General features: G+C 63.4%; 15 protein-coding genes. 5 read left to right on the top strand and 10 right to left on the bottom strand.

Going from position 1 to position 15,877, the window contains the following annotated elements; all coding sequences use genetic code 11:
- Window positions 1–338: 338 nt before the first annotated feature.
- From AOQ71_RS19550 to AOQ71_RS19560, 3 genes are all read right to left on the bottom strand, one after another.
- A complete protein-coding gene (locus AOQ71_RS19550) occupies window positions 339–761 on the bottom strand; it encodes a hypothetical protein (protein WP_157083586.1) in 423 nt (140 codons plus the stop codon).
- Window positions 762–1,149: 388 nt separating this feature from the next.
- Window positions 1,150–1,932, bottom strand: coding sequence for an enoyl-CoA hydratase/isomerase family protein (locus AOQ71_RS19555; RefSeq protein ID WP_057749485.1), 783 nt, complete (start codon window positions 1,930–1,932; stop codon window positions 1,150–1,152).
- Window positions 1,933–2,042: 110 nt separating this feature from the next.
- Window positions 2,043–4,133 carry a molybdopterin oxidoreductase family protein gene (locus AOQ71_RS19560; RefSeq protein ID WP_057749488.1) on the bottom strand — a complete coding sequence of 697 codons (2,091 nt, stop codon included), beginning with the start codon at window positions 4,131–4,133 and terminating at the stop codon, window positions 2,043–2,045.
- Between the two features lie 234 nt (window positions 4,134–4,367).
- Here AOQ71_RS19560 and AOQ71_RS19565 point away from each other — a divergent pair, with 234 nt between their 5' ends.
- Genes AOQ71_RS19565 through AOQ71_RS19580 form a run of 4 tightly spaced genes read left to right on the top strand, consistent with a single transcriptional unit; the run spans window position 4,368 to window position 8,646 of the window.
- The gene (locus AOQ71_RS19565; protein WP_057749794.1) at window positions 4,368–5,342 is read left to right on the top strand and encodes a tripartite tricarboxylate transporter substrate binding protein; all 975 of its coding nucleotides are present in this window, start codon (window positions 4,368–4,370) and stop codon (window positions 5,340–5,342) included.
- Window positions 5,343–5,354: 12 nt separating this feature from the next.
- Complete coding sequence (locus tag AOQ71_RS19570; protein WP_057749491.1) at window positions 5,355–5,825, top strand: (2Fe-2S)-binding protein; 471 nt, start codon at window positions 5,355–5,357, stop codon at window positions 5,823–5,825.
- The gene (locus AOQ71_RS19575) at window positions 5,822–7,951 is read left to right on the top strand and encodes a xanthine dehydrogenase family protein molybdopterin-binding subunit (protein WP_057749494.1); all 2,130 of its coding nucleotides are present in this window, start codon (window positions 5,822–5,824) and stop codon (window positions 7,949–7,951) included. The genes AOQ71_RS19570 and AOQ71_RS19575 overlap by 4 nt, the downstream gene beginning before the upstream one ends.
- Window positions 7,948–8,646, top strand: a complete 699-nt coding sequence (locus AOQ71_RS19580; protein ID WP_057749497.1) for a molybdate ABC transporter substrate-binding protein — start codon at window positions 7,948–7,950, stop codon at window positions 8,644–8,646. Before AOQ71_RS19575 ends, AOQ71_RS19580 begins: the two co-directional genes overlap by 4 nt.
- Window positions 8,647–8,655: 9 nt before the next feature.
- Here AOQ71_RS19580 and AOQ71_RS19585 read toward each other — a convergent pair whose 3' ends face one another.
- From AOQ71_RS19585 to AOQ71_RS19610, 6 genes are all read right to left on the bottom strand, one after another.
- Window positions 8,656–9,462, bottom strand: coding sequence for an SDR family NAD(P)-dependent oxidoreductase (locus tag AOQ71_RS19585; protein ID WP_057749797.1), 807 nt, complete (start codon window positions 9,460–9,462; stop codon window positions 8,656–8,658).
- A gap of 78 nt (window positions 9,463–9,540) precedes the next feature.
- Window positions 9,541–10,833: a TRAP transporter large permease gene (locus AOQ71_RS19590; protein ID WP_057749500.1), complete on the bottom strand. Its 1,293-nt coding sequence runs from the start codon at window positions 10,831–10,833 to the stop codon at window positions 9,541–9,543.
- Entirely contained in the window at window positions 10,824–11,369 is a 546-nt protein-coding gene (locus AOQ71_RS19595; RefSeq protein ID WP_057749503.1) for a TRAP transporter small permease, read from the bottom strand. The genes AOQ71_RS19590 and AOQ71_RS19595 overlap by 10 nt, the downstream gene beginning before the upstream one ends.
- A gap of 66 nt (window positions 11,370–11,435) precedes the next feature.
- Window positions 11,436–12,407 carry a TRAP transporter substrate-binding protein gene (locus AOQ71_RS19600; RefSeq protein ID WP_057749505.1) on the bottom strand — a complete coding sequence of 324 codons (972 nt, stop codon included), beginning with the start codon at window positions 12,405–12,407 and terminating at the stop codon, window positions 11,436–11,438.
- A gap of 573 nt (window positions 12,408–12,980) precedes the next feature.
- Window positions 12,981–13,709 (bottom strand): Crp/Fnr family transcriptional regulator, encoded by a 729-nt coding sequence (locus AOQ71_RS19605; protein ID WP_057749508.1) that lies wholly within the window; start codon window positions 13,707–13,709, stop codon window positions 12,981–12,983.
- 489 nt (window positions 13,710–14,198) lie between these two features.
- The gene (locus AOQ71_RS19610; protein WP_057749511.1) at window positions 14,199–14,912 is read right to left on the bottom strand and encodes a helix-turn-helix domain-containing protein; all 714 of its coding nucleotides are present in this window, start codon (window positions 14,910–14,912) and stop codon (window positions 14,199–14,201) included.
- Window positions 14,913–15,062: 150 nt separating this feature from the next.
- Here AOQ71_RS19610 and AOQ71_RS19615 point away from each other — a divergent pair, with 150 nt between their 5' ends.
- Entirely contained in the window at window positions 15,063–15,380 is a 318-nt protein-coding gene (locus tag AOQ71_RS19615) for a c-type cytochrome (RefSeq protein WP_057749514.1), read from the top strand.
- Window positions 15,381–15,391: 11 nt separating this feature from the next.
- Here AOQ71_RS19615 and AOQ71_RS48165 read toward each other — a convergent pair.
- On the bottom strand, window positions 15,392–15,877 hold a 486-nt coding region (locus AOQ71_RS48165), incomplete at its 5' end, for an ABC-type transport auxiliary lipoprotein family protein (protein ID WP_245317004.1).

The raw sequence follows: 15,877 nt of genomic DNA on the forward strand, positions 1-15,877 counted from the left end.
AAGACTTCGGTTTCCGGGGCCACGCGCCGGCGTTCCGAGCGGCCGAGAGCTTTCCGCCCTGCTGCGGCGCTCCGCCCTTCTCCTGGGCTCGAACCATTACCCGTGCACATGCTCTCAGACCAGGAGCAATATGGCCTAAACGATTTAATGGAGGCGCGCGAACCGCCTTCTCACTCAAAAAACAGCCCGCCATAAGTGTTGCTCTGTCGCAAGCCGCCAACATAGTGCGAACCGGCAGCGCAAAAACATCAGCAGTCGCAAGCGATTACTCGACCAATGTTGGCACCTTGCGACAGCTTCGACTACCCCTCCAAATATGGCGTCTACCACTCAGACTCTCACTCATATTTTGAGGGGTAGTCTGAGGGAGAGAGCTTATCGCCACGTATCAAAACCGTGGCCAGCGTACCAAAACCGCAGGAAAGCGGTCGTGCCGTATCAAGATCGCAGCTCGATGAAATCCGGCCCAACATCCATCCTCCTCGTGCCAACCGGACGATACTGGCTGCTGTCGGCGAGCGGACCTCTTTCCAAAGAGTCCCGAGGTTGTAGCACGCGATCGCGTCCTCGTGCCGGATCTCGACGACGCGGAAGCAGCGCAGCGCAGGCACTCGGCCAAGCCGCTCGCTTCGGATCTCGCCGACCGTGCGCGACGCCATCGGCCTTCTGCGCGCCGCTACGTGCCGATTGTCGAGCACCGCCCTCGCCAGGCTCGCTATCGTCACATGGTCGGTGTCGCCGTTAGCCGACGCCGTCGGCAACCCGCCATTCTGCGCAGTGTCGGCGGGCCCTATCGCCGCGTAGCATTGGGACATCTGCGGCCGCTGCCGCCCCTAGTGTCTCCCTCCGGTGAGGGCCGCCTTGCCGGATTAAGACGAGCGCTGTGTAACAGCGCGCTTATGGACAGCAACAAGTTCAGTGTTCAGATTCAACGGTTCGAGGTTGTCGAGATTGGCCGTCGCAGTCGCTGAACCGATGAGCCGTTCTGATGACCTTGAGAGCTGCGTCAGTCGGCCGACCAGCAGGCCGTCGAAGGATACAGCGTAAGAGCACCATGAACTTTCGCTCTGTGCAAGCCAGTTGCCTCTCCGATGGCGCAGGCGCATGCTGAAGCAATGATCCCGTCGAGACGGCTGCCCGGGCTCATTATTATCTCCCTGACCAGGTCGGTTTGCGCTTCTCACTGAACGCCTTCAACCCTTCCTTCGCGTCCTCGGTCATGGCCAACAGGGCGATCTGGCTTTCGGTGTAGGCGATGCTCTCGTCGAACGACATCGAGGCGATGGCACGCATGGCGTATTTTCCGCGGCGGATCGCGGTCGGAGATTTGTCGACGATGCGGCCGATCAGCCAGTCGACCTTGGCGTCGAGCTCGGAAGTCGGGACGACGTAGTTGAGCAGGCCTGCCTCGAGTGCCGCCGTCGCGTCGAACGGCTCGCCGGTCAGCGCCCATTCGTTGACGAGACGTCGCGGCGCGATCTCCTGCAACAGGCTCAGCACCTGCATCGGAAACACGCCGACTTTCACCTCCGGCAGGCCGAAGATGACATGATCCGCCGCAACCGCCATGTCGGTCATGCATAAGAGGCCCATGCCGCCCGCCATGCAGACCCCGCCGACGCGCGCGATCGCCGGCTTGGTCGCGTCCTGCGACAGGCGCAACAGATCGGCGTAGTCGACATTGGGCCGGGAATAATCCATCGCGAAAGCCGCGCCGGAATTCTGCAAATCGGCGCCGGCGCAAAACGCCTTGTCGCCCGCGCCGGTCAGCACGATGACGCGAACGTCCTTGTCGTCATGCGCGTCGCGATAACCGCGCGCGATGCCGGCGATCACATCACCGTTCAGCGCATTTCGCTTCTCCGGCCGGTTGATGGTGATCCAGAACGCCTGGCCGCGCTTCTCGGTGATGACGGCTGTGGTGTCGGTCATGACGCTTGATCCTTGCTCCTGGTTGCGGCCATTTGCGGCAGCTTCGGCGTGCGGTGCAAGGGCAATCTGTCAGGCCGCACCGCCTTAGCGCCTCGACGCAAATTGCGCGCTCAGGCCGCAGCCGCTTTCCTGATCCAGACCTTGTTGTCGTGGAACGCCGCGCCGCCGATCGGCGCGATCGTATCGGCACCGGTCAGCATGTTGATGCCGCGGCCACCGATATGGTTCTTGTTCGGATGCACGGATTCGGCGATCAGCACGCCGCGCCGTACGCCATCGAAGAGCGCCGCAATCAGCGTGGTCTCGCCGCGTGTGTTCCCCAGCGTCACGGCATCGCCGTCCGCGATGTCAAGCGCGGCGGCATCCAAGGGGTGGATCATCACGCTCGCTTTGCCCTCGCGCGCCTGCGAGGACGGAGTCTCGTTGAAGGTGGTGTTGAGGAAGCTGCGCGACGGGCTGGTCGCAAGCCGGAACGGATGAGCCTGATCGGTGTGCTCGATCACGGCCCAATGGTCCGGCAGGGAGGGCATCTTGTCGAAATCGCCCATGGTCTGGCCGAACGGCGGATGCGCCCAATCGGCCTTGAAGTGAAATTTCTTGTCGGGATGCGCGAAGCCGTCGAGATAATGCGAGGTGCGAAAATCCGGCTGCAGATCGCGCCAGAGATCGGCCTCGAGGGTGCCGATGTCGCCGTGGTTGCTCAGCCTCAAGGTCGTGTCGATCAACTCGCGCGGCGTCATCCCGAAGCCCGGATGCTCCGCGCCAAGCCGCGGCGCCAGCGCCTGCAACACCTCATGGTTGGAGCGGCACTCGCCGGGCGGATCGATCAGCTTGGGTCCGACCGAGATGTGCTGGTGGCCGCCGCCGTAATAGAGGTCGTCATGCTCCATGAACATCGTCGCCGGCAGCACAATGTCGGCCATCAGCGCCGTCTCGGTCATGAACTGCTCATGCACCGCGACGAACAGATCCTCGCGCGCAAAGCCCTGCCGTACCAGCGCCTGCTCCGGCGCCACCGTCATCGGATTGGTGTTCTGGATCAGCATCGCCTTGACCGGACCCTTGCCAAGCAAAGCCTCGGCATCGCCGGTAAGGATGCGACCGATCTGCGACTGGTCGAGCGCGCGAACCGTCTTGTCGAGGGCGTCATGGCCCTCGATGATGGATTCGTTGAAGTGCCAAAGCGCGTAATTGTTGAAGAAGGCACCGCCGCCTTCATACTGCCAGGCGCCGGTTACAGCGGGAATGCAGTTCGCCGCATGCATCTGTGTCGCGCCGTTGCGCGAACGCGTGAAGCCATAGCCGAGGCGAAAAAAGGTCCGCTTGGTCTCACCGACGGCCTTGGCGAAGGCTTCGATCTCGGCCACCGGCACGCCGCAGATCGCGGAGGCCCATTCCGGCGTGCGCGACTTCAAATGCGCTTCGAGCTCGGCGGGGCAGTCTGTGTACTTGTCCATATAGGCGCGGTCGGCGTAGCCGTCACGGAACAGCACATGCATCACGCCGCAGGCGAACGCGCCATCGGTGCCGGGCCGCAGCAGGATCTTTATGTCGGCCTGCTTCATGGTCTCGTTATCGTAGATGTCGACGGCTGCGATCCTCGCGCCGCGCTCCTTTCGCGCACGCGCGGCATGCGTCATCACGTTGACCTGGGTGTTGACGGGATTGGTGCCCCAGATCACGATGAGATCGGACAGCGCCATCTCGCGCGGATCGACGCCAGCGATCTTACCGGTACCGATCGCAAAACCGATGCGCCCGACATTGGCGCAGATGGTCTGGTAGAAGCGCGAATATTTTTTCACATGGGTGAGGCGATTGAGGCCGTCGCGCATCACCAGGCCCATCGTGCCGGCGTAGTAGTAGGGCCAGATCGACTCCGCGCCGAACTCGCGCTCGGCCTGGTTGAAGCGATCGGCGATCTCGTCGAGCGCCTCGTCCCAGGAGATCCGTGCGAACTGGCCGGAGCCCTTCGGTCCAGTCCGGCGCATCGGATACATCACCCTTTCAGGATGATGGATGCGCTCGGCATACCGGGCGACCTTGGCGCAGACGACGCCGGCCGTATAGGTCTGTTTCTTCGAACCACGAACCCGGCCGATGCTGCGGCCTTCCACCACCTCGACATCGAGCGCGCAGGCCGATGGGCAATCATGCGGACAGGTGGAGTGGCGGATCTCGATCTTGGCGTGCTGGTTCATGGGCAATTCCGTAACATCAAAAATCCCGTGAGCCGAGGGCATTTATCCGGCAGTGCCCATGCAAAATGGTCAAAGCCCGCGCCCGGCCTGTTCCTGCCGCGACCGCGAAATGCCCTGCAGTCACACCGAAAACGGGTCGATATTCCCGATCAAATCAACTTTGTGAGGCGTCGACAGTCCACCTCCGCTCCCTCTACAGTACCATCAAACAAAAGCGAGTTCAGGGAGGTGGGTGTGACGGCCCGACACATTTCGCTGGCGCTGGCCGCCGGCCTGCTCGCCGCATTCTTCGCAAGCCCGGCCCCGGCGCAGGATTATCCCGCCCACGCGGTCCGCATCGTCGTGCCCTTCGGCGCGGGTGGACCGGCTGACGTCGCAGCCCGGCTGATCGGCCAGGCGCTGCAGGAGCGCTTCGGCCAGCCCTTTGTGGTCGAGAACCGCACCGGCGCGGGCGGCGTCATCGGCACCGTCGAGGCCGCGAAGTCGCCGGCCGACGGCTACACCTTGCTGATGATGTCCAACACCCAGACCGCGAATGAATCGCTGCTGACGGCCGAGCAGCGCAAATACGATCTGATGCGCGATCTCGCACCGATCGCGCCGGTGAACTCTTCCGATCTCGTCATTGTGGTGAACCCGCAAGTCCCGGTGCAGACGCTTGCCGAGTTCATCGCGCTCGCCAAGGCGCAGCCCGGCAAGTTGAACTACGCCTCATCAGGCCAAGGCACGCCCTATCACATGGCCGGCGAGCTGTTCAAAGCCATGGCCGGCACCGACGTCGTCCACGTCCCCTACCGCAACAGCGGCGAGGCCCGCAGCGGCGTGATCGGCGGCCAGGTCCAGATGATGATCGACGCGGTGCCGGCGATGGCACCGAACATTGGCGAGAACCAGGTCCGCGCACTCGCGACCACTGGCCAGCAGCGCTCCGCGGTGCTGCCGAACGTGCCGACCGCCGGCGAGGCCGGCCTTCCCGGCTACGAAGCGACGATCTGGCTCGGCCTGATGGCCCCAGCAGGCACGCCCAAGGCCGTCATCGAGAAGCTCAACTCAGCCGTGAACGCAATGGTGAAGCGGCCCGATATCGTCAAGCTCTGGAAGGAGCAAGGTGCCGTGCCAATGTCGATGACAGCAGAGGAGTTCGCAAAATTCCTGCGCGGCGACATCGCGAAATGGGCCGATGTCGTCAAGAAGTTCAACAAGTCCTGAGGCTAGCAGGTCATGCCCACCGTTCAATTTCAGCTCAACGGCGCGACGGTGGCAGTCGATGCCGATCCGGACCAGACGCTGCTCGACGTGCTGCGTGGCCCGCTTGGCATCACCGGTGCGCATTTCGGCTGCGGCGCGGGCCAATGCGGAGCCTGTTGCGTGATGGTCGACGGCCGGGCGATGACATCCTGCGACATGCCGATGTGGTCCGTGGCTGACAGGGACGTCGTCACGTTGGAGGGCCTCGGCACGGCCGAGCAACCGCATCCGCTACAGCGCGCCTTCATCTCCGAACAGGCGATGCAATGCGGCTATTGCGTCCCGGGCATCCTGATCAGCGCGGCGGCGCTGCTGAACGACAATCCATCGCCGACGGAAGCGGAGGTCAGAGCGGCGCTCGATCGCAATTTGTGTCGCTGCGGGTCGCATAACCGCATGGTCCGCGCCGTGCTGCGCGCGGCATCGGAGATGGCGACATCATGAGCGCGCCGCCTCCCGACCCGAAACTGCCGCAGAGCCTTGCGGCCAACCCAAGACTGTCGTCCTGGGTGCGGTTCACCGCCGAAGGCCGCGTCGCGATCTCACCCGGCAAGGTCGAAATCGGCCAGGGCATCGTCACGGCGCTGGCGCAAATCGCGGCGGACGAGCTCGACGTCGAGATCGGCCGTATCGAGATGATCCGCGCCTCGACGGCCGCGAGCCCGAACGAAGGCGTCACCTCCGGCAGCCTGTCGATCCAGCAATCCGGCCGCGCGCTGCGCCACGTCTGCGCCGAGGTGCGCCTGTGCTTTCTCGCAGCAGCGTCGGAACGCCTCGGCGTCGATCCGGCGCTGCTCGGTGTCGAGGATGGCATGATCTACGGCCCCGGCAATGTCGCGACCAGCTATTGGGAGCTTGCAGGCGACGTCTCGCTCGATCACGATGCGACGACGGGCGCTGTCGTCAAGTCCGCCGCTGCGCGCAGCGTCGCCGGGCATTCCATCCACCGCGTCGACATTCCCGACAAGGTGTTCGCGCGACCGCGCTTCATCCATGATCATGCTCTGCCCGAGCTGGTGCACGGGCGCGCGCTGCGGCCGAACGTCTCGGGCGCCAGGTTGATCGGGCTGGACGAGGAGCGCGCACGCAGCGTTTCCGGACTCGTCGCGATCGTCCGTGACGGCGGCTTTGCCGGCGTCGTCGCCGACAGCGAGGCTGCGGCTGAAGCCGCGCTGAAAGCCCTGCGCAAGGGCGCGACATGGTCGCCGGGGGAGCCGCTCCCGGATGAGAACGATCTGGCTGGTTTCCTGAGACGCCAACCGATCGAGACAACAATCATCGACACCAGGACGGCGGCTGCGACAAAAGCTGCACGTACGCTCCGCCGGCAATATACCCGCCCATACATCGCGCATGCCTCGATCGCGCCGTCCTGCGCGATGGCGCGTTGGGACGGCGACCGTGTCCACGTCTGGACGCACAGCCAGGGCGTCTATCTACTCCGCGCTGACCTCGCGATCGTGCTCAAGCTGCCGGCCGAGAACATCGTCGTCGAACACATGGAAGGCGCCGGCTGCTATGGGCACAATGCCGCCGACGACGTCGCGCTCGATGCCGCGCTGCTGGCAAGAGCCGCCAGTGGCCGTCCGGTGCGGGTGCAGTGGTCGCGCCACGACGAGATGTTCCACGCGCCGTTTGGTGCCGCGATGGCCATCGAGATCGAAGCCGATCTCGATGCCGACAACGAGATCGTCGGCTGGCGCCATGCGATCTGGAGCAATGGCCATACAGCACGGCCTGGACGCGCGGCCCAGCCCGCACTGTTGGCGGCAAGCGAGATCGCCAATCCCTATCCACGCCTGATCTCCACAAATCCGCCGCCCGCCAATGGTGGCGGCGGGGATCGCAACTCCGTCCCGCTCTACGACTTTCCGGACTGGACCATTACCAGCCATCGCCTGCTGACCATGCCGGTGCGCACCTCGGCGCTGCGGACCCTCGGCGCGCAGGGTAACGTGTTCGCGATCGAATCCCTGCTCGACGAGATCGCGGTCCTGCGGGGCGAAGACCCGATCGCATTCCGCCTGCGACATCTCCGCGACGAGCGGGCCCGTGAGGTCATCCGCGCCGTCGCACGTCGCGCAGGCTGGAAACCGCAGAAGCAATCCGGCATCGGCTACGGCGTCGGCTTTGCCCGCTACAAGAACACCGGCGCTTATTGCGCGGCGATTGCCGAGATCGAGGGCGCCGACGATATCCGCGTGAGACGGCTGACGCTTGCGATCGACGTCGGCGAGGCCATCAATCCTGATGGCGTCATCAACCAGATCGAAGGCGGCGCGATCCAGGCGACGAGCTGGGTGCTGAAGGAGCGCGTCCGCTTCGATCCGACCCACATTACCTCGACCTCGTGGGCGGACTACCCGATCCTCTCCTTCAGCGAGGTCCCGGCCGTGGATGTCGAGATCATCCAGCGGCCGGACATCGAGCCGGCCGGCGCCGGCGAGGCCGCACACGGCCCGGTGACGGCAGCGATCGCGAATGCGGTTCACGATTGCCTCGGCGTGCGCGCGCGCGACCTTCCGATTACGCGCGACAGGATCATCGCGGCCATGGAGCTTGCATCGTGACGACAGTGAACATTTTGAGCGGCGGTGCGGCGCAGGGGCTGGTGCGCGGCCTTGCCGAGGCTTTCAAGGCACAGACCGGCTTTGGCATCGACGGCGAATTCGGCGCGGTCGGCGTGATGGCCGATAAGCTGCGCGCAAGCACACCTGCGGACCTCGTGATCCTGACACAGGCTCTGCTTGCTAAGCTCGCCGCGGAGAAGCTTGTGGCGCCCTCCTCGATCTCCGATGTCGGCCGGGTCGAGACCGCGTTGGCGGTCCGCAGCCGCGACCCCAAGGTGACCGTGAAGACGGAGGCCGATTTGCGCGACGTCCTGCGGTCCGCAGACGCCATCTACGTTCCTGATACCAAGGCCTCCACCGCGGGCCAACACGTTGCAAAAGTGCTGGATCAGCTCGGCATCGCCTATGAGGTCACGTCGCGCCTGAGGATATTTCCGAACGGCGCAACGGCGATGCGCGAGCTGGCGACGTCCACCGCCGCGCGGCCGATCGGATGCACGCAGGCGACCGAGATCATCGCGACCGACGGCATTGCGCTATCGGGTCCGCTGCCGCCGGGATGCGAGCTGGTGACGATGTACACGGCCGGCATCGCCGCGCAGGCGGTGCATCCGAAGGAAGCGGCGGCGCTGATCGCGTTGCTGACCGGCGCAGACCAGAAAGATCTGCGCCAGCGCATGGGTTTTGCGAGCTAGAAACGGAGCTTATTTGTGCAGCTGGGTGAGACCGGTCGGCGGCCCGTCGATCCCGGTCCAGCCGCCGTCGACGAACAGCGTGCTGCCGCTGACATAGCTCGCGGCATCCGAGGCGAGATAGGCAACGGCCGTGGCGACTTCGTCGGCGCTGCTCCAGCGGTTGAACACGGTGTGGCCGGCATAGAGATTGTAGATGTTGGGCCGCTGCTTGAACGGGCTGGTCAGCGCAGTCTCGACGATGCTCGGTGCAATCGCGTTGACGCGCACGCCGGCATGGCCGACCTCGGAGGCAAAGCCCTTCACCAGCAAACCGATCGCCGCCTTGGTCGAGCCGTAGATCCCAAGGCCCGGCTCGATGGTCACCGCACGCACCGAGGAGCAGGCAATGATGCTGCCGCCCTTCTGCTCGACCATGATGCGACCGAATGCCTGGAAGAACCAGACGGTGCCCTTAATGTTGAGGTTGAGCACGCGGTCGAGATCCTCCTCGGTGTAGTCGAGGATGGTCTTGCGGATGTTGAGCCCGGGCGTCGTCACCGCGATGTCGAGCCGGGAAAACTTCTGCATCACGATCTTGGCGAGCGCATTGACGTCCACAGCGCTCGACGCATCGCAGCTCGCCGCCTCGGCCCAGCCACCCGTGTCGCGAATGCCCGCAGCCGTCGCCTCTGCCGCATCAAGCGCGCGATCGGCGCAGACGACGCGGGCGCCGAGCCCTGCCAGTGCTTCGGCCGACGATTTGCCGATGCCTGATGCGGCGCCAAGCACCACGGCGGCCTTGCCGGTGAGATCGAAGAGCTTGCGATAATCAGTCACGGACAGTTTCTCCCTGTTGCTGTGACGCAAACTATCGCAAGCGCGGTTCGCCGGCCAATGCCGGCGGACGCACGACAGCTATCCTTTGTACCCCATCAGCAGACGAGGCAGCCACAGCGAGAAGGCCGGGACGTAGGTCACGAACATCAGCGCGGCGATCAGGGCGGCGTAGAACGGCAGGATGGTGCGCATCACCGCGCCTACCGAGATGCCGCCAATGGCGCAGCCGACGAACTGCGTGGTTCCGACCGGCGGAGTGTTCAGCCCCAGGGCGCAGTTGATCAGCATCAGCATGCCGAACTGCACCGGATCCATGCCCGCCTTCATCGCGATCGGCAGGAAGATCGGGGTGCAGATCAGGATGGTCGCCGCCATGTCCATGAAGGTGCCAAGCAGGAACAGGATGATGTTGATGAGCAGCAAGATCATCCAGGGCTGCGTGGACACTTTGCTCATCAGGTCGCCGGCGAAATCGGCGACTTCATAGAGGCCCATCAGGTACTGGAACATGGTGGAGACGCCGATCAACAGCAGCACCACGCCCGTGGTCTTCACCGCCTTGGCCGCCGCATGCAGGAAGTTACTCCAGGTCATGGTTCGGTAGATGAAGAACGTCAGCACGATCGTATAGGTGACAGCGACGGCGGCGGATTCAGTTGCCGTGAAAACCCCCGACAAGATACCCGTCAGGATGATGCCGACGATCAGAAGGCCGGGCAAAGCGGCCGCAAACGAGCGGACCACTTCCGTCCAGCCGGGGAACTTGCCGGCGGGATAGCCGCGCTTCACTGCAACCGCGTAAGCGGCGACCAGCATACAAATCATCAGCACCAGCGCCGGCAGCAGGCCCGCTGCGATCAGCGCCCCAATCGAGACCTTGCCGCCGGCGGCGAGCGCATAAATGATCATGTTGTGACTGGTCGGCATCAAGGCGCCGACGAGCGAGGCATGCGTGGTGACGTTGACGGCGTAGTCGGTGTCGAACCCCTCCTTCTTCATCATCGGGATCATCACCGCGCCCATCGCCGACACGTCGGCCACGGGCGAGCCGGAGACACCGCCGAACAGCGTGCAGGCGACCACGTTCGACATGCCGAGGCCGCCGCGGATGTGGCCGACGAGATTTTTGGCGAGCTGCACGATCTTGTCGGCAACGCCGCCATGGAGCATCAACTCTCCGCTGAAGACGAAGAACGGAATGGCAAGGAACGAGAAGATATTCATTCCCGACATCATCTGCTGGAAGATGACGGCAACGGGCAGGCCTTCGTAGAGGATGGTGCAGATCGCCGAGAGGCCAATCGCGAAGGCGACCGGTACGCCCAGAACCAGAAAGCCGAAGAATGTGGCGCCGAGAATAATCAGTTCCATGAGGGGACGACCTCTTCGCCGCGCAGGAGCGCGATGATGTGCTCGATCGAAAAGGAGACGATCAGGATGCCGGAGGCGACCAGTGGCACGTAGCGAACGACCTCAGGGAAACCGAGATTGGGGATATGCACCGTCCCGACCGACGCGCCGAGGATCCAGCCGTTGTAGGCCATGGCAACACCGAACAGAGCCACCAGGACGTGGATCAGGAGCTCGACCTTCTCTCGCAGGTGATCCGGAAGCATCACCAAGAGACTGTCCATGCCGATATGTCCGGCATCGCGCACGCCGACGGCGGCGCCGATCAGCGTGACATAGAGGATCAGGACGAGCGCGAGGTTTTCGGTCCAGGTTGGGCTGGAGTTGAGCACGTAGCGTCCGAACACCTGGTAGAACACGATGGTGACGATGACGAGCAACCCGCTCACGGACAGATACATGCCTGCACGGGCAATAGGCGCATTGATCCGCGACAACAAACTGGTGGACGGACGGCCCGCCTCCTGCTCATTGTCTGCAACGTGTGGGTCTGTCATCCCGCCCCTCCTTGTCAGGATCCGGCGCCGCGCAGGCGCAGCGCCGGATCTGGTCCCCTCGTGCTTTTACTTGGTGTCCTGGATACGCTTGACGAGGCTCTGGAGCTTCTCGTCACCGGCGAACTTCTGGTACACCGGCTTCATCGCGTCGACAAACTCCTGCTTGTTCGCGACCGTGACGACCTGAACGCCGGCGGCTTCGACGGTCTTGCGGGACGCCTGCTCGCGCTCGTCCCAGAGCTTGCGCATGACCGGCACCGATTCCTTCGCCGCCTTGCGGACCATCGCCTGATCCTCCTTGCTCAGCGTATCCCAGACCTTCTTGGACATCACGAGGACCTCAGGCGCCAGCGAGTGCTCGGTGACGTTATAGAATTTGGCAGCCTCGAAATGACGCGAGGACTCGTAGGAGGGCCAGTTGTTCTCGGCAGCGTCGACCAGGCCGGTCTTGAGCGCGGTGTAGACCTCGCCATACGGCATCGGTGTCGGATTGGCGCCGAGGCTCTGGATCATGCCGACCCAGAGGTCCGATTGCTGGACGCGAATCTTCAGGCCCTTGACGTCGGCCAGCGACTTGATCGGTGCCTTGACGGTGTAAATCGAACGGGCGCCGCTGTCATAGTAAGCGAGGCCGATCAACCCCGCGGGCTCCATGGCCGCAAGGATCTCGTCGCCGATCGGCCCGTCGAGAACGGTGCGCATATGCTGCGTGTCACGGAAGACGAAGGGCAGGCACAGGGCGACGGTTTCCGGCACGAAGTTGTTCAACGGCGATGCGTTGATCCGCATCATGTCGAGCGCGCCGATCTTGAGCTGCTCGATGGTGTCCTTCTCGGAGCCCAAGGCCCCGTTCGGAAATACCTTGACGCCGAGCTTGCCGCCGCTCGCGGTCGCAAGCTGCTTGCCCATGAACTTGACGGCTTCGACGGTCGGATAGTCGGCCGGATGGACGTCGGCCGAGCGGAAATCGCGTGCAGTCGCGAACGGCGCCGAGACAGCCAGTGTAGCGGCTGCGATGATACCGATGAGTGTCTTCATCTGGGCTTTCCTCCTGAGTTGATTATGTCGTCGTTGGGCTGGTGCTACAGACCGCCTTGCGTCGCTCCACTTCAGGTGTGAAGTCAAGCGCTACAACTGCACCACCTTCGTAGGATAGCGCGGCGGGGTCGAGTAAATCTGGCTGGTTAACGATCTCTGCCCGCGACCGTGCGGTGCTCATCGCGCCCGCTCCTGCGGGGGACCCGTGCGTCAGGTGCCGGCTCCCCGGCAATCGGGCCGCGCCGTCGGCCAATGCTGGATGCGCGGTAACGATGCTCATCGTATCCATAGACGTTCCTCTGCTTTGTGCTCGACCGCTATTGGTTGCGGCTTGGAGTTTGGGCGAGACGATCGCCTCGTCTATTATGAACGCGCCCCATCGGCGTAATTTCGCCAACGTCGTCCCTAGGGCGGGCGACATTCTGAGTCCAAGCCAAATGCGGCATCGATCGATGCTGGACTTGCATTGATCCGCCAGGCGGCACCCGGCGGGACAATCGGAACATAATTCTTCTTTTACGAAATACCCCGCGCCCGGCGGCAGTCGGGATCATCGACGGCTAGACCGCAAAATCACTCGCCGTCGAGGCCGCTCTCGGCCAGCTCGCGCAGTGCATCGGTGTCGAGCACAACGATGGCGCCATGCTCAAGGCGGACCCAGTTGCGGCCCGCCCATGCGCGCAATTGTTTGTTGATGCTCTCGCGCGTCATCCCCACCATTTCACTGATCTCCTGCTGGGTGATCGCGAGGGTGCCACTGCCCGAATCGAGCTTGCGCTCCTCGGTGAGGCCGAGCAATGCGCTCGCGAGCCGGCCCGGCAGGTTCTGCAGGATCACCTGCTCGACCTGTTGGCTGGTCCAGCGCAGCCGCGCGCAGAGCAATTCGATGAATTTCATTGCCAGCGCCGGCTGGCTCTTCACAAAGGGGAGGAAGTCGCGGCGATCGATGATGTAGAGTTCGCAATTGGTGTTGGCGGTCGCATCGGCCGACCGCGGCGCACCATCGAGCACCGCGATCTCGCCGAAGATCTCTCCCGGACCGATCAAGTTGAGAATGGCGTTCCGGCCATCGGGCGACGACGAAGAAATCTTCACTGTTCCCGTGATCACCGCGAACAGATTGTTTCCGGGGTCGCCCTTCGCGGCGATGGTCGCGCCGCGCTTGACCGTGGTGTGCTTGGCATAGCGGCACAGTTGATCGAGCGCGTCCGGCTCAAGATCCGCGAAGATCGGATGCTTGCGCAGGACCGACAGTTTGTTACCCGACGAGTGCCGGGGGTCGCCGGTCTTGTCCTGAGGCACGCCGGGACTCCTAAGACTGCGAGCGCTGGAGTTCCTGCGTAGTCAGTGTTGCCCGTCTTTTCAACCGGAAAGCACGGGACAGTTTGAGGCAAGTGCCGTTAAAATGTCGCGGTAGCACCACCAATCCGCACCCGCAGGATGCGTCGATGCGATTCAGACCATGCAGAGTTGCAGAGAAAGCCAATCGCGATCAGGCCGGGTCACGGCGGAATGGCGGATAGCTGCCGCGGAAGGCGCATCAAAATGATTTTGGAAACTTCAGCGCTTTGTGTCCGAACCGAGCCTGCGCGCACTCGTCTGTCGGTCCGCCCAAGCCAGCGCCCAGGCAAATGCCACAAAGACGGCCACCACGGCCATGGTCACAAGCAGCGCGTCATTCGGCATCATTCCCTCCCGGACCTTTGTGTGGGGGCATTATTGGCGAGGCGCGACTGCCGTCATTGATCCGGATCAAAAATCAGTGAGGGCGAGGCCAGCTGGTGTTGGGAGTCATGCCGCGGCCAAGGCTTCGATCCGGGCGGGGTCGCGCAGGCTGATTCCGCCATGGATGATCTCGATCGCACCGTGCCGTTCCAGCTTTGTGAAGGTGCGGCTGACGGTTTCGATGGTCAGGCCAAGGTAGTCCGCAATGTCCTGCCGGCTCATCGGCAAGGGGACAGTATTCGACGAGCCCTTCAGCGGGACCAGTCGCTCCCGCCAGCCGAGCAGAAAAGTCGCGACCTTTTCATCTGCCGAGCGACGGCCGAGCAGGACCATGTGGTCACGCGCCTGGCTCAGCTCTCGAATCGCCAGCTCGTTGATGCGCTTGAGCAGATGCGGCCGGTCCTCCATGAAGCGGCCAAAAGCTGTCTTGGCGAATTGGCACACGGTCACGGCACCAATCGCATCGGCCGAAAAATTGTGGCGGCCGGACAGATTCATCCCGAGGAAATCGCCGGGCAAAGCGAAGCCCACGATCTGCCGGCGACCGTCAGGCAGCAGCTTGTAGAGCCGCATCACGCCTTCGAGGAGGTTGTAGAACGAGGTCGTAATATCCTCCTCGGAAAACACCGTCTCTCCCGCTCCGAAATGAACGCGGCGCCCGAGATGCTCGAACTCCCCGAGCTCGGCCGGGTCCAGCGACGCACAAACCGCGATGCCGCGGACCGCGCAGTCGCTGCAAAAATGATCGTTTGGCTCAATCATCGTTACGGAAGCCTTCATCCATCGCCCAGGCGTCATCGAATATCCGCGATCGACAGAAACCGCGCCAAGTGCATTTTACTGCACCCCGCCAAAGCCGATTGACCCAGATCAAATTTGACGCGCATCCCCGCCCTACTCTGCGCCGAGAATTCAACGGGACCGATTTCCATGCTGCACGCCGCGCTGCGCTACGGCCTGATTGGGCTGCTCCTGATCACTCCCGCGCTCGCCGCGCAAACCGCCGAACAACGCGGCAAGGCCTATGCGCGCGCCAATTGCGCGCGCTGCCACGCGATCGACCGTCGTTCCGAAAGCCCGCTCAAGATCGCACCGCCCTTCAGAACCTTGCACCGGCGCTACGCGATCGATTCCCTCGAGGAAGCACTCGCCGAAGGTATCTATACCGGCCACGCCGACATGCCCGCTTTCGAGCTCGAGCCCGACCAGATCCACGACCTCCTGTCCTATCTCAAGACGCTCGAGTAGCTTTGGAAGCGTCACACCGCCTGGACCGTCCAGCCAATCAGCTCCCTGGCAATGCGTGCGAACCCTGCGTCGAACGCTGCGACCGCGGCGGCCGGCTCGACCTTGTCGAGCTTCTCGCTGGTCTCGACCAGGCGGGATGCGGTTACCTTACCATTCTTGTCGACGATCCGTGCCGACAGTCCAATCTCGACCCGCGGCTCGCCGTCCGTGGCAATGCGGAAACGCCTGATGTCGATCAGAAGCTGATATTCCGCCTGCCCCAATTCTGTCGTTCGCAACGGGGCGTGCGCAATATCGTAATTCTCGAAGCTGTCGATCAGCCGCGCCTGCACCAGCTTTGGAATGCTGTCGGCCCAGAGGAAATCGGCGAAGCCTTTGATATCGCCAACCGGCGAGAACAACATGCGCTGCGTCTGTAGCATCGCGACGGCGGTCGGCTCGGGAATGGCCAGCGATGCCGAGAGCATCTTGCCGGCACCTCCGAGATCTTGTGGCGT

The organism is Bradyrhizobium manausense, assembly GCF_001440035.1.
Taxonomy (GTDB): domain Bacteria; phylum Pseudomonadota; class Alphaproteobacteria; order Rhizobiales; family Xanthobacteraceae; genus Bradyrhizobium; species Bradyrhizobium manausense.

What these genes read in the sequence shown, in the direction of transcription:
- AOQ71_RS19555 (WP_057749485.1), bottom strand. Translation starts at nt 1,932, where the DNA reads ATGACCGACACCACAGCCGTCATCACCGAGAAGCGCGGCCAGGCGTTC.
- AOQ71_RS19560 (WP_057749488.1), bottom strand. Translation starts at nt 4,133, where the DNA reads ATGAACCAGCACGCCAAGATCGAGATCCGCCACTCCACCTGTCCGCAT.
- AOQ71_RS19570 (WP_057749491.1), top strand. Translation starts at nt 5,355, where the DNA reads ATGCCCACCGTTCAATTTCAGCTCAACGGCGCGACGGTGGCAGTCGAT.
- AOQ71_RS19575 (WP_057749494.1), top strand. Translation starts at nt 5,822, where the DNA reads ATGAGCGCGCCGCCTCCCGACCCGAAACTGCCGCAGAGCCTTGCGGCC.
- AOQ71_RS19590 (WP_057749500.1), bottom strand. Translation starts at nt 10,833, where the DNA reads ATGGAACTGATTATTCTCGGCGCCACATTCTTCGGCTTTCTGGTTCTG.
- AOQ71_RS19595 (WP_057749503.1), bottom strand. Translation starts at nt 11,369, where the DNA reads ATGACAGACCCACACGTTGCAGACAATGAGCAGGAGGCGGGCCGTCCG.
- AOQ71_RS19600 (WP_057749505.1), bottom strand. Translation starts at nt 12,407, where the DNA reads ATGAAGACACTCATCGGTATCATCGCAGCCGCTACACTGGCTGTCTCG.
- AOQ71_RS19610 (WP_057749511.1), bottom strand. Translation starts at nt 14,912, where the DNA reads ATGAAGGCTTCCGTAACGATGATTGAGCCAAACGATCATTTTTGCAGC.
- AOQ71_RS19615 (WP_057749514.1), top strand. Translation starts at nt 15,063, where the DNA reads ATGCTGCACGCCGCGCTGCGCTACGGCCTGATTGGGCTGCTCCTGATC.